This is a genomic window from Klebsiella sp. 28 (assembly GCF_018223905.1).
In the GTDB taxonomy this organism is placed as follows: Bacteria; Pseudomonadota; Gammaproteobacteria; order Enterobacterales; family Enterobacteriaceae; genus Klebsiella; species Klebsiella pneumoniae.
Window position 1 is genome coordinate 1 of the sequence record NZ_JAGRQY010000006.1, and the last position, 23875, is coordinate 23875.

The window sequence follows — 23875 nt, forward strand, 5'->3', positions numbered from 1 at the left end:
CGGTAGCGCCCCGACTGGCGAAGGAGTAAAACCATGCAATCATTCCCCCTGTTCGTTTCCCGTGTCGTTCCTGTGATCACCCTGAGCCATTGTCTGCGGCAGCGGCGCTGGTCCCTGCACAACACGTCATGCCCGATTGACCTGAGATCAGGTTGTCACCTGCGCTCACAGCCTTTCGGCACGCTATCCAGACGGGAAATAAGCGACCGGCCACCGGCTATGCCCCGCGGTTACTGGTTCAGGCAATGCAGCCGGGATGTCATGTTTACGGGGCGCATCGATCAGGCAGATCCTATGAAACAGGTCTATTACAACGAAGGCTGGAGCGGTCCGAACAAGTATACGTTTGAAGTTTATCAGCTGGAGAACGGGCGTTACCGGGCGCTGGCCCGCAAATGGAATGGCAAAATCAACAAGGTGCAGCAGGAAACGCAGTACCTGTCTGACACGCGGGAGGGGCTGAAGCACCAGGACTATCCCCGCACACGCCAGGTGAAAATTTTTCTGAATTCAGACTTCTGGGAGAAGGGTAATGATTAAGATGGTTAGCGTCGTTCCGCAGCCGGAAACAGTGAAGGCGCTCCGGGAAAAAATGGGCATGACTGAAACCGCATTAGGGGCCGTCATGGGGTACGAACTGCGCGCCTGGCAGCGTAAGGAAGCTATCAGCGACGATCTCAGCCAGTACAACAAGACCAGTCTTCGCCCAGGCGAATATAACATGCTGATGCTGATCGCCGGCGTGCATCCTGATTACCGCCTGAACAGGGCATTCAGTCCGGATGATATGGTCAAAGATCCCGCCACGGCCGAAGACGTTCGCCGCCTGCGTCTGGCGCTGGGGCTGAAGCACGCTGAAATTGCAGCGCTGTTTGGCTATAAACCGGCGTCATGGCAGACCAAAGAAAAGGCTGCTCAGCGCGGCGTAAAGCTCAAGACCGGGGAATTCAATTTCCTGTTACTTCTGGCCGGTGAGCATCCGTCACTGCAGCTGGTTGAGAAGGCGAAATAAGGCCCGCGGCGACCAGAGAGGACCCTTTATGATCACCACACGCCGAATGTTAATGCTGTATGCCTGCCTTGTGCCCGTAGCCCTGACAGGGTGTGATCTGGCTGATTATTTCCCGAATGTGCCACAGCCCGTGCCCGTGATTTCGCCCGGCTATCAGGTTGATATCGATGGCCACCCGGTCCGAATATCAGGATTTGATGACTGCCCGCGGGAAAAAGATGAAGCCCGGCACGCAGCTGCACAAGATGAGAAAGGCTGCATTGTGCTGTCTGCAGAGCGTTCCGAGGTGAAGGTCAGACTGTATCAGCCAGCCGGCGCCGTCACCGAAACCTGGCGGATCATCCGGGAAAAAGACGCTCGCCAGAACGATATTATTCGCCTGCAGCGCCCGAACGGTGCGCTTGTGATGCAAAATTTACAGGGGAAAGAGTCTCCTTAAATCAGGAAAATAACAAAATTAACTTGATTTATATGGCTCATTAGACGTATAATAATTACATCGAAAGGCAATCCGGTCTTTCGACGGTAGCGCCCCGACCGGCGCAGGAGTCACCTTATGACTGCTCTCAATTCTCAGCAACAGGCTGATGTTGCCCGCTATATCCGGGAATATGGCAATAAAACCGTTATTTCCCCTGAATGGTCACTTATTTATTTCTCGCTGTGTCAGTGTGAATTACATCAATCGCATGAAGCCATTATTTTTCATAATGGCCGACCTGCAGGGCTATTTCTTCTGAATGAAACAGGCGAGCTCACCGAATTATATCTGCTGGGGTCGCTTTCTGACATTCTCACCGCCGCTGCGGTCAACAAATAGCTTTCAGGGAGTAAATACACTATGACCATGCAATCAGAACTTGTTTTTACTGATCCTATGCTCAACGTCGTTATTGCTGAAGTTAAGCGTTTTAATTGCCCGCTTCTATTTGTCAAAGATCATGGCGTGTATGTGATGGCGGCGAAAGGTGAGAAAAACAGTAATGGGATGCACAATGTCTGTTACGCCAATGGTTTCAATCCGGATACAACGGATTTTGACGAGCTCTGGGACCGGATGCGTGGTGCCTGTGGCGGAGATGATTTTTGCGAATCCCTGGAGCTCGATCCGAGGTCGATTGAACTTCTCAGCCGTACCAAACCCTGCCTGAAAATTATGCTTTCAGAGACGGAACTGGAAGTTATTGCAGGGGGACAGAAATAAACCATAAAAGCCCGTTAAATCGGGCTTTTTTATATATCACTGTATTTACATCTAGGACAAAATGTCCTATTATATATTTGTGGCCGGGCATGGTGCTCAGGTCCCCTAACGAGGGAAATATATGAAATTTTCAGCAGAAGAACTCAACATTATCCGCCAGGCGGACGCCATTATTGCCGGTAAAATTACCACAACGGATTTTATCACCGGCGCCGACGCCGCGCGTTCCTTACTGCGGTTTCGTCTTGCTGCAGAACCACGCGAATCATTCTGCGCGTTCTTTCTTAACTGCCACAACGGCGTGATTGCGTTTGAAGAACTGTTTAAGGGAACTATCAGCAGCGTCACCGTTCATCCGCGTATCGTCCTGCAACGCGCCCTGCATCATAATGCCGCCGCCGTGGTACTGGCGCATAACCATCCTTCCGCTAACACTGCACCCAGCCAGGCTGACAAGCTGATCACCGAGCGTCTGGTGCAGGTGCTGGGGATGGTTGATGTCAAAGTCCTCGATCACCTGATTGTGGGCGGCAGCGATATTTACTCTTTTGCTGAACATGGTCTGATTTGATAACCGCGGCCGCACAGTGGTGCGGCCGGCTCTGGAGGCTTGCTATGGGCAATAAATATACCGTGCCGCTTAACGTGGGCGCGATCCGCGAAAGCTGTTTCCGTCCCGCTGATAAATGGACCCCGCCGACGGGGGATGAACTCCGCTATCTGCTGGAAAATGTGCTCAACCTGAGTCAGGAGGGGCTGGCGCGACATGTTGGCGTGAACGGCAGAACGGTGCGCCGCTGGGTGAACGGAGAAAGTGACATCGCGTATTCCGTCTGGTGCGTCCTTTGCATCGATGCCGGCTTACCGCCGATCTGGAAATAGCAGCGCAAAACACCGACGCGCAAACGTGCTTCCTGTACGTATCGGATATCTGGCCGGGGCTGAAGGCTGACGCGGTGGTTGCCGCCTGCAGGGCAATACGGGCATCGAACCCGTATTGCCCTGAAACGCGCTGAGCCGCTCTCTGGGCGCGCATTTAAAAAAACTGTACCCATCATCGTTTTTATGACTTTGACGAGTCCTGCCCCCTATTCTGGCTCTTTCTGATGTGATCCCGCCCTGGTGTCTGCCAGTTACTTAATTTTGACGCCCGCACAGCGTGTCTTCCTTGTTCATTTCTGCTCAGTTGCCGGCGTTTTCTGGCAGGCCTGCCGTACTAAAACACCTCTGGGCCCCTTCGGCTCCTGCCCGTCGGGCAGTCGTCAGCCACACTCCGCTAGCCAGGCAAAGCCTGGCAGCTCCGCCGAACCCCCTGCGGGGTTTCGGGCTATCGCTAGTGTCTGATGCCTGAACCCCTGCACCATGCCGGCAAAGCACCTTCATCGGGCTGATGGGGATCTGAAAAGCAAAATTTACAGGGAAAGGAGTCCAGGAAAAAACAAAGAAAATTAATCAGATAACGCTTGATTGTTGTGGCTCATTAGACGTATAATAATCACATCGAAAGGCAATGAGGCTTTTCGCGGTAGCGCCCCGACTGGCGCAGGAGTAACAAATTATGAGTAAAGCACTGACCCCCTCCCAGCTTAAAGCTGAACTGGAAACGCAGAAAGATGCGCTGCTGAAGGCGTGCCTGTATGCCCTCAACGAAATCCCTAACCGTCGTTTAAGTGGCCCGTATGCGTCCACGTATGCGCTGGCCGAGCAGGTCAGTAAACTGCTTCAGCGCTGCAAATAATCATTGATGGGCTGGCATTGCCAGCCCTGTTCACCCCTTACGGTAGCGCCCCGCATGGCGCAGGAGTCTGAAATGTCATCTGAAAAAACTCTCCCGTCGGTCGATCTGATGTCCTGCCAGCATGGCGGTGAAGTGATCCCGTCCATTGCTATTGAGCGCATTATCTCGTTGCGGAATGAAGGTATTCGCGTCTATCTCGACGGCATAGACAAGCTGCGAAAAGCGCGCGATCTGATGCAGCAGGCCGGAGGCTGTCAGTACCTGTATGACTACGACAAAGCCGTAGAGAGCGCGATCAAATGGAGCGACACCAGACCAGACCAGGCCGAAACGGCTATTTCCCGCGTTATCGACGGAAAAATCTGGGATCGGCTGATGTCGGAAACCGGCATGTATACGCTGATGAGCAACAAACAACGTCAGGAATGGGATCGGCAGGTGGCAGGCGAAGAAATGCCGCCGATAACGCTGGAGAACGTTATGAGTACGTTCCGGCACCTGAACGCAAGCAAGGCCGATACTTTCACGCAAGGGCTGATTGATATCTTTAAATCCCTGTCGTGGGATTATAAAACCAATAACCCCTGCATGTTTGGCAAGCGTATCATCATCGCGCCGTTGCTCGATGTCTGGCGCAGTGGCTGGGTGCGCTTCAGCTCAGACGGGCACACCAAAATTGACGATCTGGCGCGGCCGTTCTACGTGCTGGACGGGCGTAACGTGCCTGATTACCGCGTTTCTGACGGTGCCAAACTGGATGCCTTTTTCAGTGAAAACCAGTTCAACGGTAAGGTGTTCGAGTGTGATTACTTCAGCGTGCGATATTACAAAAAGGGCAGCGCGCACATTACGTTTAAACGCCCGGAGCTGGTTGAGAAGATCAATAATCTGGTTGCCAGTCACTATCCCGGAATGTTACCCCCTCGCGTGTAATGCAGACGGCAGGCCGCATTTGCGGCCTGAAATATAAACAGGGAAAGGAAGTATTCCCCGGCCTGAGAAAATCATGCCGGGCATGTATTTATTGCTTGATTAATATGGCTCATTAGACGTATAATAATTACATCGAAAGGCAATGAGGCTTTTCGCGGTAGCGCCCCGACTGGCGCAGGAGTAATAAACATGGCTATTCAATCCCTTCAGTTCCGTAACGGCTCCGTTTCTCTTGGTGATGTTTTTGTTTCCAGCTGGGGTTATGAGCAGACAAATACCTGTTTTTATCAGGTGATCGCCCTGCGCGGTAAGAAAACCGCCGTACTGCGCCGTATCGCTGCGCAGCAGGTGAAAGCAGACAGTGCAATGTCTGGCGAATTAAAGCCGGTACTGAACGACTTTAAAGGCGAACCCGTGACCCGTCGTATCTGTGAAAACCATGAGCATCCGTCTGTCAGCATTGACGAGTACGAACAGGCTTATAAGACCGATCCTAACGAAAGCCATTTTTACAGCACCTGGGGCTGACCGCCTGCTACGCCCCGCAAGGGGCGTATAGTCGAAGACTTATTCAACCAAAACGTGAATACTATGCGAAATAACAAGGCGCTCAGGACGCAGATACATGGCGGAAACAGTTTATCAGGCGCGGAGGCGTTTTTACCTTCTCCGTTTTCGGCGCAGTCGTAACCCGGACACACTGGAAAAAATGTACGAATCCATGCGGGATCGTGGACAGGTGCCGCCGGAGGACACCGAGGCTTTTGAGGCTGCCGCCGACCATCGCCGCGCAGAGCTGGCATCGGGACGCATCTGGGATAAGATCCCGCCGCATGTCTGGCAGTATGTAAAATAATCACAGCGCCCCTACGAGGGGCGTTTTTTTGCTTGCATATATGGCTCGTTAGACGTATAATGTTTTTACTGATTCAAATCAGTACCTTCCTAAACAGCCTTACAGGTGCATTATGACCTCTTCTGAAATCCTCCATAACCTCCCTCAGATTATCACGGCCGTGGCCGCCCTCATTACAGCCATTACCGGGCTGATTAAAGTCATGAAGGATAAGGGTAAGGACTGAACCGCCGCAGGGGGCGACAGCCCCCTGCATCGCTAACCGGCAGCGCCCCGACTGGCGCAGGAGTAAAAAAAGTGACAACGCTGCATATTCGAGAAATTCCCACTGATGGCGCGCCGCCTATCTGTGCAGGCCGCTCAATCTCAGATGATGACCTTTGCGCCTCATGCCAGCATCTCGACTATCGCCCTGGGCACCTCAGCGCCTGCCTGCTGTCAGGTTGCGGGCGTGACGACTGGCCTTCAGAACTGGATGCAAACGGCTACAGCGTTGCCTGTAGCAGCTATGAGCGTGAAAAATCGCTTGATTGATATGGCTCATTAGACGTATAATAATCACATCGAAAGGCATCCGGTCTTTCGCGGCAGCGCCCCGACTGGCGCAGGAGTTTTAAAATGCACGGTAACGTAAATGAAATTTGCGCAAGGCTTCTCGATAGTTTTGAACCACAGCAGCGGATCAGCCTTCTGATCTGGACTGCTGAAGATGTCCATGACTGCACCAGTGATATGGACCTCACTGACGATGAGGCCGAAGCCGTTCTGGCAGAAATCGCGGAATGCAGTTCACACAGCCGTTATGGCGTCGGAAAAGATACCGTCTGGAGCCTGGCAAAGCAGGTGCGCGAAGATGCCGCCCGCGATCGAAAGATAGAGGTCAATGCCGAGGCGCTGCAAAAAGTCGTGGCGCTGGCGGCGCAGTTTATCCGGCTGGAAGAAATCCAGTCTGGTGAAGGAGCTGCACGCCGACTTTATCCGCAGGAGTCTGAGGCGCTGGAGTGCATCACGAAGGTGATTAACGGCTAATTCATGCAGTAACGCAGCGAACTTTCACGGTAGCGCCCCGACTGGCGCAGGAGGAAAAAACATGTCCCAGAATGAAGCCTATTACGACACGCTGGCCCTGATTGAAAAGGGGCAATGGTGTTTCGGCAGTATGGACGAAGAAAACGAAGAGCGGGCAATCAAGGCCGCTAAGGCGCTGGCGCTGTTTGCGCGCCTGAATGAGCAGGACTGCGACGGACACCCGGTTTCCGAAATCATCGTTGATTTTATCGCTAACCTGATGCACCTGGGGGAAGCGATAAATTTTCGTGTGCTCGATGAGGAAAGCGCGGTGATCCCGTTGGTCAGGATCGCAGCCGTACACTTTAACGCTGAAACAAAGTCATAGTAATCATGTGAATCAGAAGGGGGCAGGCGTGATCCTGCCCCCAAAAATGGACAGGGGAAAGAGTTCTACCGCCTGAAAATATTCAGGCAGGCGGGAATATTTTGCTTGATTGATATGGCTCATTAGACGTATAATAATCACATCGAAAGGCAATCCGGTCTTTCGACGGTAGCGCCCCGACTGGCGCAGGAGTACAGAAAATGTCTACTGAACTGAATCAACCCGCCATCACTGCACGCATTATCCCCAATAACCGCCGCATGGCCTTTCTGCCACGCCTGTTCGGCGCCTGGTATCTCACAGGTGAGGCCGGTGTCTACAACCACGCACGTTCTCTCTGCGCCGATTATCAAGGCGGTTCCTGGGAGTTCGTCGAACTGTCTTGCGGTAGCGGCTTCATGTACCCACTGAGCGCAGAGCGCTTCACGGTATCGGTTAGCGGTAACTGGTTCGAAGGGGAATTGTCCGCAGAAGCTACCGGTATCGTGCTGACCCTGTTCACCCTGAACCGCATGATCTGGCACGCACATGAAGAAGGCTATCAGCACATCTGCGACATGCTGATCACCCAGCAGGAAAAACTCAAATTATATGCCGACCAGCACGCCGAAGCCGGTTTGATTTACCGCGCGATTGACTGAAACGGCGGCCCCCGCGAGGGGGCCAATACTGACAGGGGGAAAAATGTTAACACTAACTGATATTCGCGCCAGCAATACGGTGCTGGTTACGGAATTTGGCGGCGTGCGTGCTGTGCATTTCTGTCTGCATGAAAAATTAAGCGGTAGCGACAACGATCTGTGGTTTCCGCTTGCCAATGGGGCCGACCTGTTCGAGGCGCTGGAAAGCATTATGTGCATCAATTTTGCCGCTGCTAACGTTGTCTCGCTGGAGTTCCTGCGGCAGAACGGGAAGTGCAAAGACTACCGGATCACCTACAACAAGGCCAAATTCAAGCCATTATGTTAGATATTTAGCATCAATAAATGTTCATATTTGAACAAAATTAAATAAAAAAATACGCCTGATGAGTTGATAAAATGGCTCATTAGACGTATAATTATTACATCGAAAGGCAGTTGAGTCTTTCGCGGTAGCGCCCCGACTGGCGAAGGAGTTGAAATGAAAGAAGCAGACCAAAAAAAAGTGAATGCCGTAATGGCAATTGCTGATTATCTCGGTGTAAAAAATCAAATCGAGGTGATTGAATACTCAGCCGAATCAGTGCAGGTTGAGTGGCGAAATCCTAAAACAAAACAGCTTATTCATCGTGATTACACTTTTGCAAATTCCTTTGTAAAAGACTTTGAAAAAGCCCTGAAATCGAACGTGAAGTTTTACTGATAAAGAGGGGGAGAAATCCCCCTTAATCCTCCCATTTTTTACTGATAAACATCAAATATATGAGGTGTATTATGTGGAAACGTGGCGAAAACAAAGTGATTCTGATGGGGCGTGCTGGCAAAGATGCAGAAGTGCGTTACACCCCAAACGGAACGGCCATTGCGAGCCTGACGCTGGCTACAGAAATCAGCTACAGCGACAACGAAGGGAAGGAGCAAAAAGAAACGGAATGGCATGATATTGTCATTTTTGGAAAGAAGGCCGAAGCAGCTGGGAAGTACTTCAAAAAGGGTATGATGCTGTATTTTGTCGGGCGCATTCGTAATAACAAATGGCAAGGGACAGACGGCAAAATGCGCAGTAACAAGGAAATTGTGATCGATAATAACGGCGAAATGCAGATGCTGCCGGGAGCTGGGCCACGTAACACCAGTGCTGAAGGTCTGGGAGGCACTGAAAATCATGATGAACCGCCGTTCCCGGATATGAATGATTACCCGCAGTGAGTATTTGAGTTAGAACGGCCCGCAGGGCGCGGGCAGCCAACCCTGAAGGGGGGGGAGTATGAATATCAGTGAACAATATCGGGTGGCTGTCGTCAGTACCGGCCATGTAAAAAAAGAAGACGCGGAGCTACTGGATAAGGTCTGTAACGATGACTTGTCCGGTCAAGGTTTGTTCTGGATCGAGAAAAATCGCTATGGGTGGATATTGCGTATTTCTGCTACTGAACAATGGCGTGTGGAATTAGCCAGGGCGGGGATCAGTGCAAGTGCTTTGGATAATATAGCCGCGTTAAATGGTGCCGGGTTCGACTGGATTTGGTTTGACCGGGATGCAGAACAGGTGCCAGAACTGACCGTTTGGGAGTGGTAAACCGGTTAAAAATATGCCTCGAAAAGGGGCATTTTTTTCTTGCCTGCAATGGCTCATTAGACGTATAATAATCGTGAAGTTTAAAAGTGGATATTGATTAAAACGCTCTGTAAATAACGTGGAGAGAATATTATGGCGACCTTATACCCTTATGAGGTTTATACCCTTATTGTGTCAGAATTAATCGTAAGCCATTTTAATGATGTCGCTATGGTATATCCGGGAAGCGAAGAAATTAAAAAGAACTACGACAGTGAATTAAGTGCTGTACAGGTTGTTAATGGCATCAGAGAAAAACTGATTAAAGATGGTGTTATACAGTGCGAACAGTGCCCACTGCTATCCGAGTGGGATGAGAACAAGGTTATCAACCAGCTAATTAAAGATTACCGCCTGATTCTCAATCGTGACTATGAACTAAACCGTGTTCGTCAGCAGCTGGCCCCGGAGCTGATCGCACAGATAGAAAACTGGAAAGAGCAGAAGTATTCCGATTCTGCGAAGGAATACGAGGTGCTCTATGAAACCATCAACATCAACGGAAAGGAGGTTACAGGCAAACTAAACGTAGTTGCAGTAAGTCGCTTTGATGCTGTTTTCATCGTAGGGCAGCGTCACGCTAACGATAACTTTTTGGTTCTGGATGTGAAGGAGGTGATGAATCATTGAAATCCAGAAAAGGTGCCGGATTGCGCCAACAATCCGGCTGGGTAGGCAATTTAAATTGTGAGGTTCAAAATGCCGTTGTGGATTATACACTATGCTGAAGATGTCGCAAACGGAGTGCAAACAAAGTCGCATCCGATGAACGCAGCGCAATGGGATCACTTCCGTTTCTGGTTGGCAGTGTTCCGGCGGATTAAAGAAGCCGCGATGTAATCTGTAACTGTCTCAGGGGCGCTGTAAGCGCCCCTTTTTAATATCCGTGCCCGGACTCCTTTCCCTGTAAATTTATCGGGATCTAAGGCGGATCGTGGTCCTGAACGTGCGCACCATTGAGCGCTGCATCGCAGCGGAACCGGAAATTTTTTTCCGGCCAATGAGTGCCCTTGTCACCGGAACGGTGACAAGTATGCACGCTCAATTACACGAACAGGCAGCACCCATGCCCGGCCTGTCAGGCCGGGAGCTATATCATAATGTTGGATGCTATATGCGAAAGGTGAAGGTTAATACTGCGGACCTGAAGCGTCAGGATTCTGAGCGGTAGAGCTATTTTGTGTGCGCTGCTCTTCGTCAACTCCAGTGATTTTTTTTCGGCTGTTGCTGGTTCTTTTTTTTCCAACTCGTCCGGCAGTAATGTCCTTGATATCACGTAATGTAACGTCTGAAAAACCCGCATCGTTGAGGAATTTCAGTATCTCTTTATCTTCATATCCTTTCGAATCTTTCAGCTTCTTGATGTCAGACTTAAGCTCGTCGAGTACGTGCTTTTTCTCAAGCCTTTCTGACGTCACATCAGGCAAGTCGTCGAGAATGCTTTTGAATTTTCCGATGTCCTCACTGCTATAAAATGCTTTCTTTTTTGCAGGCATATGCCCTCCCAATAATGTCAAAATCGCCATGCCGAACCGGAGAAAATCGACCCAGGCTATTCGGGTGATTTTACATGATGCCCGGCACGATTCAATTGCTCTGCCTGCCAGGCCTTTCGCTGCTGGCTTTCAAACCTCGCCGATGGTAGAATTCAATCAGGTATTTAAGTACGGGACAAGATGTGTTTTTGGAGTACCGCCGACACGCGGCGGCCGTCCAAAAACGTCTTGGTCAGGGCAAGCCCCGACACCCCCTAACGAGGTTAGCTATCTGATGAGCCGTAGCGAGAGCAGAAAAACAGACGATCGAATCCAGGTGAGATGTTCCACAGAAGTGAAAGCTAAACTCACCGAAAAGGCCCATGAAGCAGGGCTTAGTCTTAGTCAATATCTTATCAAATCTGGGCTTGGAAAGCGCATTCAATCGAAAGGCAATTACAATGCACTTGCCGCTCTTGTAAAGATAACAGCCCTTCAAAAACATCTGTTTAACGAAGGTTCCGGAGTTCATAGCAAGGAGTATTCAGAGATTCTGATCGAGGTCAAAAAGGCCGCACAGAAACTGCAACAGGAGATGGATGGTGATACCTAAAATCATTGAGGGCCGAAGGGACAAAAAGTCCAGCTTTGGTCAGCTGATTAAGTACATGGCAGACAAGCCGTCTCAGGAGTTGACTGATACAGTTCAGCCTACTCCTGAGACGGCTTTGGCTGTTAAATCAGATATGTTCGAAGGGTTAAACAATTACCTGACCCGTAAGCAGAAAGTGATCAGCACACCGGTGGATGTTGAGCCAGGTGTACAGCGTGTTGTGGTTGGTGATGTTACCTGCCAGTACAATACCTTCTCGCTCGATGGTGCAGCACAGGAAATGAATTCAGTTTCTCAGCAAAGCACACGCTGTAAAGATCCAGTTATGCACTATGTTCTCTCATGGCCTGACTATGAAAAGCCGAATGATGATCAGGTTTTCGATTCGGTGAAGTTTACACTGGCATCGATGGGCATGTCCGATCACCAGTATGTTGCTGCCATCCACCGGGATACAGATAACCTGCATGTGCATGTTGCTGTTAACCGCATCAATCCCCAGACATATAAAGCAGCCTCATCGAGCTTTACCAAAGACACTCTTCATCAGGCGTGCCGCTTACTGGAATTGAAGAATGGTTGGTCCCATTCAAACGGTGCATATGTGGTTAATGACCGTCAACAGATTGTCCGGAACCCTCACAGCAAGAAAGAGCGGGGCAACTGGCGCTCACTCGATCGCATCAACAAGATGGAGAATAAAGAGGGGGTTGAAACGCTCTATCGCTATATCGTTGGTGATGAACAGGTAGGCGGTAGTCGTCAAAACTTGATCCATGTTTCAGCTGGGCTTCGTGAAGCCAAAAGCTGGGATGATGTGCATAAGACATTTGCAGACATCGGTCTTCGTGTCGAAAAAGCACAGGGGAAAAAGGGCTACGTCATTACCCACGAACATCAAAACCAGAAGACGGCTGTTAAGGCGAGTCTGGTATTTAACAAGGCGCAATATACCCTGAAGTCGATGGAAGAGCGCTTTGGTGAATACCAGCCTTCACATATTGAACCGGCCAAAGTATCGGTATTTAAAACCGCATATACCCCTGGTGCTTATCGTCGAGATGCCAATAAACGTCTGCAGCGTAAAATTGAGCGTGCAGAAGAAAGAATGCTGCTCAAGGGTCGCTATCGCGCCTACCGAAACAATTTACCGATATATTCTCCGGATAAGGATCGCATCGCCGATGAATACCGGAAAATTGCCCAACATACCCGGTTGGTGAAAAATAACGTCCGGCATTCTGTTTCAGATCCTCATACCAGAAAGCTGATGTACAACCTGGCTGAGTTCAAACGCCTGCAGGCGGTTGCCAATCTGCGTCTTAGCTTGCGTGAAGAACGCAACGGCTTCAGGGCGGCTAACCCACGGCTTTCTTACCGGGAGTGGGTCGAACAGGAAGCACTGAAGGGTGATAAGGCAGCGCTCAGCCAAATGAGGGGCTTTGCCTATTCCTCCAGGAAGAAGGAGAAGTATAAACAGCAACTGGTTGAGCAGATCGGGTTCAACCGTACCTTTAACGCCATCACCAGTCATGATCGTGATGATGTGGCCGTAATGGCCTCAGCACGTCATGGTGTCAAGCCACGGCTTTTGAAAGACGGTACTGTTATCTTTGAGCACGACGGTAAACCGGTAGCGGCTGATCGTGGTCATATTGTGCTGACAGAAAGTAATGGAATCGACAAAGAGAAAACGGCTGACCTTGCAATTGCATTAACGATTGCTGGTAAAGCCAAATCTGTTCGTGTTGATGGTGACGGCGAGTTTAAGGAACTGTGCTGTAATCGTATCGTCGATGCAGCTGTGAACCACAATCACCCTGTCGCGCAGGGCATTACCTTCACAGATGCCGCTCAGCAGGCGTATGCTCAAAACGAGAAACATCGTTTGATTCGTGAGCAAAATAATAGTAAAAATGAAATGCAATTCAGAAGTGAAAGCGACGACAAATTCAATCCGAAGTAAAATGGAGTAAGAAATGAAAATCAAAATGCAAACGGTCCTCGCGGCCGTTTCTGTGTTAGCTCTTGCCGGGTGTGCCTCTCAAAGCGAAAAGGAAAAACAAATCTCTGCACAGCAGCTGGTAGATCAGGAATTGCGTGAGCAAGCCATTAAGATAAAACTCGCACAGGATGAGCTTTACCAGGCTGGAGCCATTAACAGGACCCGTTACAAATTCCCTACCATTATCAATGCAAACAGTCAGTATGTTCGTGTGAGCTGGCAGGGTGATGCTTACGAATTACTGGAGCAACTGGCTAAACAGCGTGGCCTTCAATTCACCAGTCAGGGGATCAAGTTACCGCTTCCACTCAATATCGATGTTGGTGGTTCGAAGGTTACGTTTGAACAGTTGCTGACCCTGATCCGACAACAAACGCAGTACCGTGCCACCATCAACCAGAAACCCGGTGAACTGCAGCTGCTTTACCTCACACCATCGAAGAAAGGTTCATTCCTCAGAGGGACCCGCCCATGAAACTTAAACTGATCGTGCTTCTGACGTTACCGCTGCTTGCTGCGAACGTTGCACGCGCGGACGACTCCGATGTTAAAGGCCTGGATTACTACATGGACCCGCCAAGCCAAAGTGACGATGAGGCCGATGTTACTGGCAGTATGCTAAACGACGCAGCGCACACCATTGGATTTCGCGGCGGAAAGGCAGAACGCGCTAAAGAAATTCGCGCCGCGCTGGAAAATCAGCGCAGCAACCTTGATTACATGTATTCGTTCCAGCCGCTGATCTCTTCTGAAGGCTACCTGCCTCCGGTCATTGCTGAAGCTAAAGACGTTGCACACATTACCAATGAGCAAATCCGAACGGCCAACCGTGCCTATGACATTGTGGTGCCGGCACGCTTTGTCAGTAACCCACCGACCTGGAAAAGCTATCTTCTGACCGGGCTGATGGCGCAGCGGATCGAATTGCCTGAACCGGCTGCAATGCCGAAGGACGGGAAACAACGTGATATCTGGAAAAAAGCTGTCGCGCTGGGCTGGTCTGACGGTCGCCAAAAAGCTGATGAGATATTCACTGCTAATTTCAATCGCCTCACACGGGATTACACCGGCATGTTGCGCTACAGCACGCTACTGCAGCAGGGCATGATTAAGGCTCCAGTCATCACACAGCAGCAGCAAACAGTTACAGGGGATAAAAACCGCCTCATGCTGGGCGATAAAACGAAACGTATGAAGCAGCAAGCTGAGTTTGACATCAACAAACGCAGCTGGAAACCGACCATACGTTAAGGGGCAGTAGATGGAAGCATTCAATTTTGGTCCAACGCTGACGCCCCAGACGCTGGAACGTTTTCTCGTACACTGCTCAAACAATGAAGTGTCCGATATTCTGTTGCAGGGCGGAGATAAAATCTGGGTAGAACGTCATGGGCGCCAGTTGCCCATGACATCTTACCCGCTCGACAACCTGGAGCTGGAACGTACCGTTGATAAGGTGTTCGGTCAGGAGATCAAAGGGACGCTGAAAAGTGCTGCGGTCGTTAATACCGCTATCCAGCTAAGAGGTGATGAAGCGGGCACGATTGGACTCGGCCGCGGCGAAACCCGCCGGTTCCGCGCGAACTTTACTCAGGCCGATATTTATAAAACAGAAGCGGCAATGTCTCTGACACTCCGTGTTCTGAATGAGGTTATTCCTCAGCTTAAACAAATGGGTATTGAGCCGGACCTGTTTAATTCTCTGTTGCCGGCTGCCGGCCTCGGACTGATATGCGGCGAGACGGGATCGGGCAAGTCAACCCTGATGGCCAGCATCTTCCAGTATTGCGGTGAAACGTACCAGGACCGGAAAATCATCACGGTTGAAGATCCCATCGAGTATCGCCTGGGAAGTCGAGACTGGATTGCTCCGGCGCCGGCACAGTCACAGATTGGGCGCGATATTGATTCCTTCCACAATTTTATCACTCTCTCCGGGCTCCGTCGTTCTCCGAAGATTATGGGGGTTGGTGAGCTCCTTAACCGCCTGTCATTTGAAGCTGCTGTACTGGCAGGTAAATCCGGCCACTTTTGTCTTGGCACACTGCACGTCAAAACGGTCGGAGAAGCCATTTCCCGATCATTGCAGAACTATCCGCCGGAAATGCGTGAAGCTGCCGCCTTTGACCTGCTGAGTATCCTTTCTTACATCATCGTGCAACGCTTGCTTAAAACAAAAGACGGCCGGCGCAAGGCTGTCCGTGAATATCTCGTCATTGATAACAGCCTGCGCCGCAAACTCTATGACGTTGATTACAGCAAGTGGGGCCGCTACATCGACGACCTGTTGATCGCTGAAAACCGCAGTCTGATTCAGAACGCCTGGGCAATGCACCAGGAAGGTTTGATCGACGAAGCGGAAGTCATCGAGGTCGCAGGATATATGGACTATCTGGCGTTAAAAGAGGGCAAGTATGGACATTAACAAATGGCGTTATGCCGGCCGGCCACTGACGGTTTTTGGTGTGCCTGTTATCTCGTTTCTTGTGTACTTCATCTGGTTTCCGTTCCCGTCAGTAAAAACCTTTGTTATCTGCACCTGTGTGGTTCTCTTTTACTTTCTGCTGGCCATGATGGGCTACACGTTACCGGTGCTGTACCAGGTCATTCTCCGGGTTATCCGCGGGAAAAAACTTACCGGGCGGCCGTGGTGGTACCGGCGCTCTCAGCGATAACACATAACTACAGGGGTAGACAGTATGGCGAAACCTGAAATTGCAACTGAAAGAACCCGTCTGAGTATTCCCTTTGACGATCGCCAACGTGCAATACGTGCGGCCGGCAAACTGGCTGATGGCAGTAATGCTCTGGACTACGTGAAGGAAGAAAAGGTGTGGTATGCACAGCCGGGGGCCAACCTGAGCCGGCTGAAAGAGTGGATTTTTGACCCCAATAAAGTGATCGAAGAACCGCCCCTGGATATTCAAGCCATTGAAGATGAATTTACGGCGTGGCTTGAAGAGCGCGGTGCCATTATCAAAGACCCCATAGAGTTCGATGGCCAGAAGCATTATGTCGATACCGTGGACGGTAAAGCTGGTTCAAGAAAGGGGGTGTATGCCGCCTTTCTGGATGGCCGACCTGCAGGGTGGTACAGGGACTATAAGAACGGTGGTGAAATTCAGAAATGGGTATCTACCGGCGCAGCCCCTAACCCTGAACAAATGGCCATGCTCCGTGCTGATGCTGCGGCAAGGCGTGAACAAAGAGCTGCAGCGCAAGCGGATAAGTTTGATCAGACCGCTAACCGGTTGATGGAAGAATATAACCGGCTTCCGGATGCCACGGGAGATCTGGCATACCTGAAAAACAAACAGGTCATTGCCGCTAACGGCCTTAAAGCTGATGAGCGGGGCAACGTTGTGATCCCTCTGTTTAATGCTGATGGCGAGTTCAGGACCCTTGAGCGCATCTGGTCCGACGGTAGTAAACACCTTGAAAAAGACGGCCAGGCATGGGGGAGTTTTTTCGTTGTGGGTGGTCAACTGAAGGATGGTGACAACCTGCTTTATGCCGAGGGATATGCGACAGCAGCCAGTATCAGCGAAGCCATCAATCAGCCTGTGATCATGACGGTTAATGCCGGCAACATGGTGGAAGTTGCTGGCCGCCTGAAAGACACCTTTCCAAACAGCACTCATTACTTCCTTGCTGACAATGACATTTATAAAGACGAGAACGTTGGGCTAGAAAAAGCGACAGAAGCTGCAGAGCTGACTGCCGGCCATGTTCTGGTCCCTGCCTTTAGCAACCCGAAAGAAGGGCTTACTGACTACAACGATTTGCATGTCTCTGAAGGGCTGGAGCAAGTCAGATTGCAGGTAGAAGGAGCCATTAATCAAATGAACAGGGTAGACACTATGCCGACTGATAACCCGAACATTACTGACGTTAATCACAGCTCGACTGACAGCGCTGCCGTTGCAGATCCTGAAAAAGCCGCGCCGGTGGCCAGCGCCCCTGCAGCTGCCGAACCGGAGGAAACCGCGCCGGTGGCAAGCGCCCCTGCAGCTGCTGAAGCGGTGGAAGCCGCGCCGGTGGCCAGCGCCCCTGCAGCTGCTGAACCGGTGGAAGTCGCGCCGGTGGCCAGCGCCCCTGCAGCTGCCGAACCGGAGGAAGCTGTGCCGGTGTCCAGCACCCCTGCAGCTGCTGAACCGGAGGAAACCGCGCCGGTGGCCAGCGCCCCTGCAGCTGCCGAACCGGAGGAAGCTGTGCCGGTGTCCAGCACCCCTGCAGCTGCTGAACCGGAATACACCGCACCAACAGATCGAGACGGCGATGATGAAGAGAGTAATAGCGCCAGTGATCTTGAGGCGTATGCCGCTATGATGGCCTTTGGCGGTGAAACAACTGACTCCGCTCAGCAAAAGCCTGAAAGGATAGCGCCCAGCGAATCTGTAGCTAATACCGCCCCGGCTGAAAATGAAACCGAGGAGAAGAAAAAAACAAACGAAGAACTGGAAAACGGCATACGCTGGGCAACCAACGATAATGCAGAAACGCCCCCAAAAGAACGTATAGACCTGGAAGGGTTAATTGCCCGGTTTGGGTACAGAGCAGAGAAAGACTATACGGCGTATACGCTTGATGGACAGGATGCGTTTTACGATTACGGCTCACATCTGCGTATGGCTACCCCTGAAGCCAGCCAGAGTGACGAGATGATCCTGGCGGCCGTTCTAACCGCGGATAAGCAACATCATCGTGGTATTGAAATCACCGGCAGTGACGAATTTAAAGAGCGAGTGTTTAACCTTATCAGTGAATACAACATTGAGGTGAAACTGACTAACCCAGAACAAAGGGTTAAATTGCTCGAACTCAAAAAAGCAAATGAAACAGCAAAAGAAACGGTAAAAGAAAATGTTGCTGATTCAAATGCGAATAAGCAGGAAGGGGCAAACGAAAAGACAAATTCATCAGTTCAGCAGAATGGAATGCGCTGGGAAGAATCGGCCTCTGTGCAGCCGAAGAAGCAGAATGCATCTGATACTCAAAAGGAAGATAAAGCTGCAGGTGAACCCTGGGAGAAAGGCGTTATCGTCGCGCATGGGCGTGCTAAGTATGAGTGGAAAGAAGATGAATCCATGAACTACTTTGTCACCCTCAAAAATGAACATGGAGAGAAGACACTCTGGGGGAAAGACCTTGAGAGAGCGGTTAAAGATGCTGGTGTAGACACAGAACGTCTTGTTACAGTCAGAAAGCTGGGATTTGTGGATGTTGAGGTGAATGCACCTGTCCGTGATGAAAGCAACAAGATCGTTCGTTATGAAACTATCCAGACCAAACGTAATGAGTGGGAAGTAAAGCCAGTATACCCACAGCCAGCAGCTGGGAATGAACAGGCCTATAAGCCTTCTGAACTGGTTCCGTATGATGCTGCAACCTTCCAGAAGCTCCGCACAACAATTCAGCAGATTACCGGTGTTGATCTCAGCCGTGAGGCCGTGCCTGAAAAAGAACTGTACTGGTTCCTGCCTAATGGTAAGCCAGCTCCAGAAAGCATGACAAAGCCCACAGGCTATAAACTCCCTCAAGAGTCAAAAACCGCGGGTACACCTTTGCTGATCGCACCGCATAAAAAAGGCGAACGCCCGGATTATTTCCTTGTTGAGTCGCGTAAAGGATTCATGCAGGGGATCGCAAAGGATAAGGAGTCCGGTGAGTACCATAGCGTGATTGGAAAAGTGAACAAGCGTATTGATAAAGACGGAAACTGGAAAACGTATATGACTCTTTCAGCAATCAATAAAAATGCCGAAAGTGGAATTGTTTTGCATGGTTATGGACATGTAGATCAGGGGGGTAAAAATTTGCTTTACAAAAACACAATTGCAAATGAAAAACAGCCTCAGCATTTACAAGCGGCCTCAGATGAGGTAAAAAACAAAACAGTAATGAAGCAGCTTTTTCATCCTTCAAATGCTGCAAAAAGAAAAGATGATGAAAGGAGAGAACAGACTCATGCACCAGTCGCAAAGTCAGCGCCTCGGCCATAAAACAAAAACCCTACTCGTTGCAGTAGGGTTTTCCTGCATTTCTGTGAGCTCATTTGCGGCAACACAGACCTGTGCAGCATACGAACTGGCAAAAGCTGGTGCAGATGCTGCCTATAAGCAGGAAGTGGAAAGGATTAACAACGCCGCAAAAAGCGAATCCAGTACGTCTGATTCTCTCGGACAGTGCCTGGGGTCGCTATCGGTATCACTTAAAATCCCACAGTTTCCGTCTATCAGCGACATTATTGATAAGGTGAAGGATGAGGTATGCAATACGGTTAAATCGAAGATTAATGAGAAGTGGGGGAGCCTGACTAATACGACGCTGGACCCGTGGTCAACGATTTCATCCCGACTGCCAGATACGTCAGGTATCCTACCCAACGCATCTTCTAAAAATGTGCAATTAAACAATCCGGCAGCTGCGAGTGGAAGTGGTGAGGATGCAAACAGTGATGCATTCCCGTTCCATTTGTAACTACCGGAAGAGTCCTTTCGGGATTTTATCGAATAGCTTGCCGGTTCGTATTTCAACGCGGCGGTGTTCCGCCGCGGTTAGTAAACGCATAAATTCTGTGGCAGGTAGAACATCACGTTTTGAGTCTACATACGTATCAAGCGAATCTTCATTCATGAAACGTCTGACAGTATGCAGCCAGTCTTCAGCTGATTTCATATTTTTTGAGCTCATCGTCGCTCATCTCGGCAAACGCTGCAGGTCGGCGACCTTTTCCTGTCCAGGTTATGGACTTTCCATCAACTTCTATCCGGTACTTCACTTTTCCAAAAGTGGATTTACTTTTCGTGGACGGACCAAAGAGATTTTCGAAGATCTGGAGAGCTTCATCAGCCGTAATATTGTGTTCTTCCATGAACCGCTTTGTGGCTGCGGCTTTCTCTTCAGTGGCCTTCTGTTCTTCCTTAAATTTCTCGATCATTCCCTGTGCAATGTCGGACCACATATTAATGAGTTGTTCAAGGTTTTCTGGCGGAATTTTGCGCAAAACGGCGGTGGCTTTTCGTCGTTCGCACATGATAACTGCACAGGATTCGTAATCATTATGTTCGCTCATGTATACCTCATTGTTCATTAACGATCTGCGTGATTTTCTAACACAAACTTTTGAAAAGAGAAACTCTATGAAAACACAAAATGGTGAAAAAATTATGGATCAAACTGACTCGGATCAAAACTCAGTCGTTGATGATGACAGCAACGCCCTTGCTCCAGCTCTTGCTGAAGAGAGTAACCGAACGGTGCAAGAAATCGTATCGAAACATGGTTTAAAAGTAATTTTGATTCAGACGCTAATCATATTAGTCGCAATCATTATCATCGGTCTTCAGGGTTACTGGCTTCACCAGAAAAAAACCAAATATATTGCAACGAATGGGGGCATGATCACAGAAGTTCATCCAACCGATGAACCCGCTTACACGGCGGAAGAGGTGATGGACTTTGCCAACCGTACAATGATCAAATCGCTTTCACTGAACTTTGTGAATTACGAAAACCAATTAACCAGCGTCCGCGGCGATTTTAGCGCTGAAGGGTACGTTAGTTTCCGTAAAGCGCTGTCCGATAGTGGGCTGCTGAAAGATATCAGTGAAAAACGTCTGAACGTAAAACTTTCCACAACTCCTGGAACCCTGATCACGGAAGGTCTTATCCGTGGCACCAAAACCTATGCCTGGCAATACCGTATTCCGGTGACTGTTCAGCTTGTTGGGCAGGCTCAGGACTACAGACCGCAACCTTACGATTTGATGGTTCAGGTACGCCGCGTAAAAGAAGACGAAGATCCACGGGGTATTCAAGTAGCACAGGCCATTCTCAAACCCCGGAACTACTGAGGTCAATCATGAAGATTAAACTGTTAACTGTACTTATGGCCGCACTGTTTTCGGCAAATTCTGTATCTGCAGCTGATGCGCCGACTGGTAATGGAGCGCCGCAGCAAACGGCGCCAGCTGTGCCTGGTGGTGATATTGCTCAATGGCAGCAGGCCAGTTCCGGGTTGCCCGTAAATCAGCAGTCACAGGTGCAACAGCCTCCACAGCAAACAGCACAGGAACAAGGTCAGCAGCAGGCGCAAGGCCAACAACCACAGGCACAGGCCCAACAGCGGCCAACGACTGCACTGCCTCCTGCACCCATGCCGCAGATTCCTCCACCACAGCAGCAGGTGACTCATGTTAATCCGCAGACACTGGAAGAGTTACCTGCACCTGTTCTGCAGCAGATCCAGCCTATTACCCCTGGTCAGGTGCGGTCGGCCCGCAGCGCAATGGAAGATATGAGCGCGGCGGCCAAAACCTCACCATTAACGCCGATCCCACGAATTTCAAGCCAGACGGTATCACTGTCAGCTGGCGCATCCATTCCGCAGGTACGGGTATTTCCAAACCAGGCAACGACAGTGACGTTTTCAGATGCAACCGGACACCCCTGGGTATTAGGTGCCCCTCCATATAATTCGAGTCCCTGTGCTTCAGGTGGTGAACTGTGTGTTGGCTATATTCCAGGATCGGCGGTATTCACAATCCAGCCGACCAATGCCTATGCCAGCGGGAACATCACAGTGCTTCTGAAGGGGCTGGCCACGCCGGTCATTATTAACGTGAAGGGGGCAGAACCCTCCGTTAAATCAAAAACCGTTGATGTTGATTATCGTCTGGATCTCCGTATCCCGAAGCGCAGTCCTGACACACCGGTTTATACCGCTACGCCTGAGAAAAAAATCTCACTGTATGACAAGCAGCTGCAGAGCGTGCTCGATGGCATCCCGCCTGAAGATGCTCAGCGGTTGAAACTTAAAAACGCGCCAGGGAGTACCAAAGTCTGGCAGATCGGTGATGAGCTCTACGTCAGAAGTAACATGCAGCTGCAGGATGAGTTTGAAAAAACGCTTTCCGCTATCGATGGCACACATGTTTACGTGCTGCCGGCAACACCAGTGCTGACTTTTTCTGTTAATGGTCAGGCGCGTGACGTTGAAGTTGAGCTGAATTAAGGGGAACGACGATGGCTACAGATAAAGGTAAAGAAACCAGAAAAATGATGCTCTACGTCGGTGGTGCTGCTGCAGTGGTGGCGCTTCTGGGAGGGTACTGGTTGTTTGGCTCATCAGATGAGCCGGCAACGGGTGGGTCGCAGGTGAAAGCCCAGGGGCTGGAAGGGAAAACTGGCAGGGAAAAAGCTAATGATCCCCAATACAACAAGCTGCTGAATGAGTGGAATGTTGATAATTCAGATAAAGCGGCTCTCACAGGGGATAGCTTCATCTCCACGTTGTCAGCCAGTAATCCGGTGGCCGTTGATTACGGCACCAAAGCACCGCCACCAAAATATTCGTGGGAATCGTCAGCAAAGCCGTCGGGCGATAACAGTAAGGCGAATGATGCTGAGCAGAAAGAGCGTGAGCGTCAGGCTAAAGCGGTGGCTACGTTACTGCAGAAAATAGACCAGGCCAGAACACCAGTTGTCACGGGTGTTGCTCTTGCAACCCCTCTGGGAGCAGAAGGAAATGACAAGAACGGCGGTACCTTCTCAGGGTGGACCGATTCGGTCTATCCGCAGAACAAAAAGCCGGATGCTGAAAAACAACAGGGGGCGAAGAATAAGGCCAAAGATAAAGGAGCCCGACTTGTATCGGCTTACACGCTTGTGCCGGCAGTAATGGATACGGCGATGGACAGTGACGATCAGAACAGTATTGCTATTGCCCATGTTCCAACTGGAGCGCAGGCCGGCGCCAAATTCTATTCTGGCCAAAACCGTCTTGCCGGCGATGGTATTCGAATTCACTTCACCGGCATGGAGCTGAACGGAGTGCAGTGTAAGGTCGATGCGTATGGCGTGGCTTCCGACTCGTTGCGCGCGGCCGTTTCCTCAAATGTAAATAACCGCTGGTTCAGCCGTATTATTCTGCCGGCTGTCGCTAACGGATTAGGCCGAACTGGTCAGCTGTATGCGGACAGCAATTCGCAGATGATTATCACTGACGGCGGGAACGCATACCGCTCAACTGGCACACCGAACGGGAAGGCTGTAGCCGGTACCATTATTGGCGGGATGGGTGAACAGGCAGGGCGTGTCCTGGCTGACGATGCAGCCCGTCTGCCGGTGAAGCAGGTTACGGTTGACCGTAATCAGCTCATAGGCATCCAGTTTGTCGCGCCGGTGTATGAAAGCGACTGTGGCGAGAATATGGAAAATGCTTCTGCAGAGCAGGCGCAGCAGCAAGCTACTCCGACACTCACCAGTGTGCCGCCTCAGCAGATGCCACAACCACCGGCTCCAAATTACCCTCAGCAAAACTTTCCCAGCTACCCCGGCTACGGGTATGGCTCCAGTAACCCGTATTACCGTTAAGGAGATT

At 50.5% G+C, this 23875-nt stretch carries 34 protein-coding genes; 31 read left to right on the top strand and 3 right to left on the bottom strand.

All coding sequences use genetic code 11. The features are described 5' to 3' along the window. Positions 1–33: 33 nt before the first annotated feature. The 20 genes from KHQ28_RS29035 to KHQ28_RS00820 all read left to right on the top strand — a co-directional run bounded on the left by KHQ28_RS29035 (position 34) and on the right by KHQ28_RS00820 (position 10028). Complete coding sequence (locus KHQ28_RS29035; RefSeq protein ID WP_015062812.1) at positions 34–540, top strand: hypothetical protein; 507 nt, start codon at positions 34–36, stop codon at positions 538–540. Continuing rightward, on the top strand, positions 533–1012 hold the full coding sequence (locus tag KHQ28_RS00730; protein ID WP_052671754.1) for a hypothetical protein: 480 nt from the start codon (positions 533–535) through the stop codon (positions 1010–1012). Before KHQ28_RS29035 ends, KHQ28_RS00730 begins: the two co-directional genes overlap by 8 nt. 28 nt (positions 1013–1040) lie before the next feature. After that, on the top strand, positions 1041–1451 hold the full coding sequence (locus KHQ28_RS00735; RefSeq protein WP_004206907.1) for a hypothetical protein: 411 nt from the start codon (positions 1041–1043) through the stop codon (positions 1449–1451). A 117-nt stretch (positions 1452–1568) separates the two neighbouring features. Then, a complete protein-coding gene (locus KHQ28_RS00740) occupies positions 1569–1832 on the top strand; it encodes a hypothetical protein (RefSeq protein ID WP_011154453.1) in 264 nt (87 codons plus the stop codon). A 21-nt stretch (positions 1833–1853) separates the two neighbouring features. Continuing rightward, complete coding sequence (locus tag KHQ28_RS00745; RefSeq protein ID WP_015062815.1) at positions 1854–2216, top strand: DUF3085 domain-containing protein; 363 nt, start codon at positions 1854–1856, stop codon at positions 2214–2216. 121 nt (positions 2217–2337) lie between these two features. Beyond that, positions 2338–2787: a RadC family protein gene (locus KHQ28_RS00750; protein WP_015062816.1), complete on the top strand. Its 450-nt coding sequence runs from the start codon at positions 2338–2340 to the stop codon at positions 2785–2787. A gap of 44 nt (positions 2788–2831) precedes the next feature. Continuing rightward, positions 2832–3098: a DNA-binding transcriptional regulator gene (locus KHQ28_RS00755; protein ID WP_004187367.1), complete on the top strand. Its 267-nt coding sequence runs from the start codon at positions 2832–2834 to the stop codon at positions 3096–3098. A 676-nt stretch (positions 3099–3774) separates the two neighbouring features. Then, a complete protein-coding gene (locus KHQ28_RS00760; protein ID WP_004187364.1) occupies positions 3775–3954 on the top strand; it encodes a hypothetical protein in 180 nt (59 codons plus the stop codon). A 72-nt stretch (positions 3955–4026) separates the two neighbouring features. Beyond that, positions 4027–4887, top strand: a complete 861-nt coding sequence (locus tag KHQ28_RS00765; RefSeq protein WP_004206911.1) for a DUF4942 domain-containing protein — start codon at positions 4027–4029, stop codon at positions 4885–4887. A 189-nt stretch (positions 4888–5076) separates the two neighbouring features. Beyond that, positions 5077–5415: a hypothetical protein gene (locus KHQ28_RS00770; protein ID WP_004187354.1), complete on the top strand. Its 339-nt coding sequence runs from the start codon at positions 5077–5079 to the stop codon at positions 5413–5415. A 97-nt stretch (positions 5416–5512) separates the two neighbouring features. Continuing rightward, positions 5513–5743 carry an Hha/YmoA family nucleoid-associated regulatory protein gene (locus KHQ28_RS00775; RefSeq protein ID WP_004187345.1) on the top strand — a complete coding sequence of 77 codons (231 nt, stop codon included), beginning with the start codon at positions 5513–5515 and terminating at the stop codon, positions 5741–5743. A 297-nt stretch (positions 5744–6040) separates the two neighbouring features. Next, positions 6041–6277, top strand: coding sequence for a hypothetical protein (locus KHQ28_RS00780; RefSeq protein WP_011154457.1), 237 nt, complete (start codon positions 6041–6043; stop codon positions 6275–6277). An 84-nt stretch (positions 6278–6361) separates the two neighbouring features. After that, positions 6362–6772, top strand: a complete 411-nt coding sequence (locus tag KHQ28_RS00785) for a DUF1380 family protein (protein ID WP_015062819.1) — start codon at positions 6362–6364, stop codon at positions 6770–6772. Between the two features lie 61 nt (positions 6773–6833). Then, the gene (locus KHQ28_RS00790; protein ID WP_004187339.1) at positions 6834–7139 is read left to right on the top strand and encodes a hypothetical protein; all 306 of its coding nucleotides are present in this window, start codon (positions 6834–6836) and stop codon (positions 7137–7139) included. 200 nt (positions 7140–7339) lie between these two features. Next, positions 7340–7780, top strand: a complete 441-nt coding sequence (locus KHQ28_RS00795) for an antirestriction protein (RefSeq protein ID WP_015058932.1) — start codon at positions 7340–7342, stop codon at positions 7778–7780. Between the two features lie 43 nt (positions 7781–7823). After that, the gene (locus KHQ28_RS00800; RefSeq protein ID WP_011091062.1) at positions 7824–8108 is read left to right on the top strand and encodes a hypothetical protein; all 285 of its coding nucleotides are present in this window, start codon (positions 7824–7826) and stop codon (positions 8106–8108) included. A 153-nt stretch (positions 8109–8261) separates the two neighbouring features. Further along, on the top strand, positions 8262–8483 hold the full coding sequence (locus KHQ28_RS00805) for a hypothetical protein (protein ID WP_004187336.1): 222 nt from the start codon (positions 8262–8264) through the stop codon (positions 8481–8483). A 71-nt stretch (positions 8484–8554) separates the two neighbouring features. Continuing rightward, complete coding sequence (locus KHQ28_RS00810) at positions 8555–8989, top strand: single-stranded DNA-binding protein (protein ID WP_011091064.1); 435 nt, start codon at positions 8555–8557, stop codon at positions 8987–8989. Positions 8990–9047: 58 nt separating this feature from the next. Then, the gene (locus tag KHQ28_RS00815) at positions 9048–9359 is read left to right on the top strand and encodes a hypothetical protein (protein ID WP_015058934.1); all 312 of its coding nucleotides are present in this window, start codon (positions 9048–9050) and stop codon (positions 9357–9359) included. 132 nt (positions 9360–9491) lie between these two features. After that, a complete protein-coding gene (locus KHQ28_RS00820; protein WP_015062822.1) occupies positions 9492–10028 on the top strand; it encodes a hypothetical protein in 537 nt (178 codons plus the stop codon). A 500-nt stretch (positions 10029–10528) separates the two neighbouring features. On the opposite strand, the gene KHQ28_RS00825 is transcribed toward KHQ28_RS00820, so the two are convergent. Continuing rightward, positions 10529–10924 (bottom strand): hypothetical protein, encoded by a 396-nt coding sequence (locus KHQ28_RS00825; RefSeq protein ID WP_019725163.1) that lies wholly within the window; start codon positions 10922–10924, stop codon positions 10529–10531. A gap of 34 nt (positions 10925–10958) precedes the next feature. Here KHQ28_RS00825 and mobA point away from each other — a divergent pair, with 34 nt between their 5' ends. The 8 genes from mobA to KHQ28_RS00865 are packed head-to-tail and all read left to right on the top strand — an operon-like array spanning position 10959 to position 19971. Next, positions 10959–11486, top strand: coding sequence for a plasmid mobilization protein MobA (gene mobA / locus KHQ28_RS29545; protein ID WP_228298259.1), 528 nt, complete (start codon positions 10959–10961; stop codon positions 11484–11486). Continuing rightward, positions 11473–13452, top strand: a complete 1980-nt coding sequence (gene traI, locus KHQ28_RS00835; RefSeq protein WP_171279082.1) for a TraI/MobA(P) family conjugative relaxase — start codon at positions 11473–11475, stop codon at positions 13450–13452. Before mobA ends, traI begins: the two co-directional genes overlap by 14 nt. Positions 13453–13465: 13 nt before the next feature. Beyond that, on the top strand, positions 13466–13966 hold the full coding sequence (locus KHQ28_RS00840) for a DotD/TraH family lipoprotein (protein ID WP_004187320.1): 501 nt from the start codon (positions 13466–13468) through the stop codon (positions 13964–13966). Continuing rightward, complete coding sequence (locus tag KHQ28_RS00845; RefSeq protein ID WP_004187315.1) at positions 13963–14742, top strand: type IV secretory system conjugative DNA transfer family protein; 780 nt, start codon at positions 13963–13965, stop codon at positions 14740–14742. Before KHQ28_RS00840 ends, KHQ28_RS00845 begins: the two co-directional genes overlap by 4 nt. A gap of 10 nt (positions 14743–14752) precedes the next feature. Next, positions 14753–15916: a plasmid transfer ATPase TraJ gene (gene traJ / locus KHQ28_RS00850; protein WP_004187313.1), complete on the top strand. Its 1164-nt coding sequence runs from the start codon at positions 14753–14755 to the stop codon at positions 15914–15916. Next, positions 15906–16166, top strand: coding sequence for an IcmT/TraK family protein (gene icmT / locus KHQ28_RS00855; protein ID WP_004187310.1), 261 nt, complete (start codon positions 15906–15908; stop codon positions 16164–16166). The genes traJ and icmT overlap by 11 nt, the downstream gene beginning before the upstream one ends. A gap of 24 nt (positions 16167–16190) precedes the next feature. Continuing rightward, positions 16191–19493, top strand: a complete 3303-nt coding sequence (locus KHQ28_RS29045) for an LPD7 domain-containing protein (protein WP_228298260.1) — start codon at positions 16191–16193, stop codon at positions 19491–19493. Further along, positions 19459–19971: a hypothetical protein gene (locus tag KHQ28_RS00865; RefSeq protein ID WP_011091071.1), complete on the top strand. Its 513-nt coding sequence runs from the start codon at positions 19459–19461 to the stop codon at positions 19969–19971. Before KHQ28_RS29045 ends, KHQ28_RS00865 begins: the two co-directional genes overlap by 35 nt. Here KHQ28_RS00865 and KHQ28_RS00870 read toward each other — a convergent pair whose 3' ends face one another. Beyond that, on the bottom strand, positions 19972–20184 hold the full coding sequence (locus KHQ28_RS00870; RefSeq protein WP_305953721.1) for an Hha/YmoA family nucleoid-associated regulatory protein: 213 nt from the start codon (positions 20182–20184) through the stop codon (positions 19972–19974). After that, on the bottom strand, positions 20156–20566 hold the full coding sequence (locus KHQ28_RS00875) for an H-NS family nucleoid-associated regulatory protein (RefSeq protein WP_004187465.1): 411 nt from the start codon (positions 20564–20566) through the stop codon (positions 20156–20158). Before KHQ28_RS00875 ends, KHQ28_RS00870 begins: the two co-directional genes overlap by 29 nt. A gap of 67 nt (positions 20567–20633) precedes the next feature. On the opposite strand from KHQ28_RS00875, the gene KHQ28_RS00880 reads away from it, so the two are divergent. From KHQ28_RS00880 to traO, 3 genes are read left to right on the top strand one after another with little or no spacing between them, the layout of a single operon-like run. Next, the gene (locus KHQ28_RS00880) at positions 20634–21347 is read left to right on the top strand and encodes a DotI/IcmL family type IV secretion protein (RefSeq protein WP_228298261.1); all 714 of its coding nucleotides are present in this window, start codon (positions 20634–20636) and stop codon (positions 21345–21347) included. 8 nt (positions 21348–21355) lie between these two features. Beyond that, a complete protein-coding gene (locus KHQ28_RS00885; RefSeq protein WP_011091074.1) occupies positions 21356–22507 on the top strand; it encodes a DotH/IcmK family type IV secretion protein in 1152 nt (383 codons plus the stop codon). An 11-nt stretch (positions 22508–22518) separates the two neighbouring features. Beyond that, positions 22519–23868: a conjugal transfer protein TraO gene (traO, locus tag KHQ28_RS00890; protein WP_015062830.1), complete on the top strand. Its 1350-nt coding sequence runs from the start codon at positions 22519–22521 to the stop codon at positions 23866–23868. The last annotated feature ends 7 nt before the right edge of the window (positions 23869–23875 follow it).

What these genes read in the sequence shown, in the direction of transcription:
- KHQ28_RS29035 (WP_015062812.1), top strand. Translation starts at nt 34, where the DNA reads ATGCAATCATTCCCCCTGTTCGTTTCCCGTGTCGTTCCTGTGATCACC.
- KHQ28_RS00730 (WP_052671754.1), top strand. Translation starts at nt 533, where the DNA reads ATGATTAAGATGGTTAGCGTCGTTCCGCAGCCGGAAACAGTGAAGGCG.
- KHQ28_RS00735 (WP_004206907.1), top strand. Translation starts at nt 1,041, where the DNA reads ATGATCACCACACGCCGAATGTTAATGCTGTATGCCTGCCTTGTGCCC.
- KHQ28_RS00740 (WP_011154453.1), top strand. Translation starts at nt 1,569, where the DNA reads ATGACTGCTCTCAATTCTCAGCAACAGGCTGATGTTGCCCGCTATATC.
- KHQ28_RS00745 (WP_015062815.1), top strand. Translation starts at nt 1,854, where the DNA reads ATGACCATGCAATCAGAACTTGTTTTTACTGATCCTATGCTCAACGTC.
- KHQ28_RS00750 (WP_015062816.1), top strand. Translation starts at nt 2,338, where the DNA reads ATGAAATTTTCAGCAGAAGAACTCAACATTATCCGCCAGGCGGACGCC.
- KHQ28_RS00755 (WP_004187367.1), top strand. Translation starts at nt 2,832, where the DNA reads ATGGGCAATAAATATACCGTGCCGCTTAACGTGGGCGCGATCCGCGAA.
- KHQ28_RS00760 (WP_004187364.1), top strand. Translation starts at nt 3,775, where the DNA reads ATGAGTAAAGCACTGACCCCCTCCCAGCTTAAAGCTGAACTGGAAACG.
- KHQ28_RS00765 (WP_004206911.1), top strand. Translation starts at nt 4,027, where the DNA reads ATGTCATCTGAAAAAACTCTCCCGTCGGTCGATCTGATGTCCTGCCAG.
- KHQ28_RS00770 (WP_004187354.1), top strand. Translation starts at nt 5,077, where the DNA reads ATGGCTATTCAATCCCTTCAGTTCCGTAACGGCTCCGTTTCTCTTGGT.
- KHQ28_RS00775 (WP_004187345.1), top strand. Translation starts at nt 5,513, where the DNA reads ATGGCGGAAACAGTTTATCAGGCGCGGAGGCGTTTTTACCTTCTCCGT.
- KHQ28_RS00785 (WP_015062819.1), top strand. Translation starts at nt 6,362, where the DNA reads ATGCACGGTAACGTAAATGAAATTTGCGCAAGGCTTCTCGATAGTTTT.
- KHQ28_RS00790 (WP_004187339.1), top strand. Translation starts at nt 6,834, where the DNA reads ATGTCCCAGAATGAAGCCTATTACGACACGCTGGCCCTGATTGAAAAG.
- KHQ28_RS00795 (WP_015058932.1), top strand. Translation starts at nt 7,340, where the DNA reads ATGTCTACTGAACTGAATCAACCCGCCATCACTGCACGCATTATCCCC.
- KHQ28_RS00800 (WP_011091062.1), top strand. Translation starts at nt 7,824, where the DNA reads ATGTTAACACTAACTGATATTCGCGCCAGCAATACGGTGCTGGTTACG.
- KHQ28_RS00805 (WP_004187336.1), top strand. Translation starts at nt 8,262, where the DNA reads ATGAAAGAAGCAGACCAAAAAAAAGTGAATGCCGTAATGGCAATTGCT.
- KHQ28_RS00810 (WP_011091064.1), top strand. Translation starts at nt 8,555, where the DNA reads ATGTGGAAACGTGGCGAAAACAAAGTGATTCTGATGGGGCGTGCTGGC.
- KHQ28_RS00815 (WP_015058934.1), top strand. Translation starts at nt 9,048, where the DNA reads ATGAATATCAGTGAACAATATCGGGTGGCTGTCGTCAGTACCGGCCAT.
- KHQ28_RS00820 (WP_015062822.1), top strand. Translation starts at nt 9,492, where the DNA reads ATGGCGACCTTATACCCTTATGAGGTTTATACCCTTATTGTGTCAGAA.
- KHQ28_RS00825 (WP_019725163.1), bottom strand. Translation starts at nt 10,924, where the DNA reads ATGGCGATTTTGACATTATTGGGAGGGCATATGCCTGCAAAAAAGAAA.
- traI (WP_171279082.1), top strand. Translation starts at nt 11,473, where the DNA reads ATGGTGATACCTAAAATCATTGAGGGCCGAAGGGACAAAAAGTCCAGC.
- KHQ28_RS00840 (WP_004187320.1), top strand. Translation starts at nt 13,466, where the DNA reads ATGAAAATCAAAATGCAAACGGTCCTCGCGGCCGTTTCTGTGTTAGCT.
- KHQ28_RS00845 (WP_004187315.1), top strand. Translation starts at nt 13,963, where the DNA reads ATGAAACTTAAACTGATCGTGCTTCTGACGTTACCGCTGCTTGCTGCG.
- traJ (WP_004187313.1), top strand. Translation starts at nt 14,753, where the DNA reads ATGGAAGCATTCAATTTTGGTCCAACGCTGACGCCCCAGACGCTGGAA.
- icmT (WP_004187310.1), top strand. Translation starts at nt 15,906, where the DNA reads ATGGACATTAACAAATGGCGTTATGCCGGCCGGCCACTGACGGTTTTT.
- KHQ28_RS29045 (WP_228298260.1), top strand. Translation starts at nt 16,191, where the DNA reads ATGGCGAAACCTGAAATTGCAACTGAAAGAACCCGTCTGAGTATTCCC.
- KHQ28_RS00865 (WP_011091071.1), top strand. Translation starts at nt 19,459, where the DNA reads ATGCACCAGTCGCAAAGTCAGCGCCTCGGCCATAAAACAAAAACCCTA.
- KHQ28_RS00870 (WP_305953721.1), bottom strand. Translation starts at nt 20,184, where the DNA reads ATGAGCTCAAAAAATATGAAATCAGCTGAAGACTGGCTGCATACTGTC.
- KHQ28_RS00875 (WP_004187465.1), bottom strand. Translation starts at nt 20,566, where the DNA reads ATGAGCGAACATAATGATTACGAATCCTGTGCAGTTATCATGTGCGAA.
- KHQ28_RS00880 (WP_228298261.1), top strand. Translation starts at nt 20,634, where the DNA reads ATGAAAACACAAAATGGTGAAAAAATTATGGATCAAACTGACTCGGAT.
- KHQ28_RS00885 (WP_011091074.1), top strand. Translation starts at nt 21,356, where the DNA reads ATGAAGATTAAACTGTTAACTGTACTTATGGCCGCACTGTTTTCGGCA.
- traO (WP_015062830.1), top strand. Translation starts at nt 22,519, where the DNA reads ATGGCTACAGATAAAGGTAAAGAAACCAGAAAAATGATGCTCTACGTC.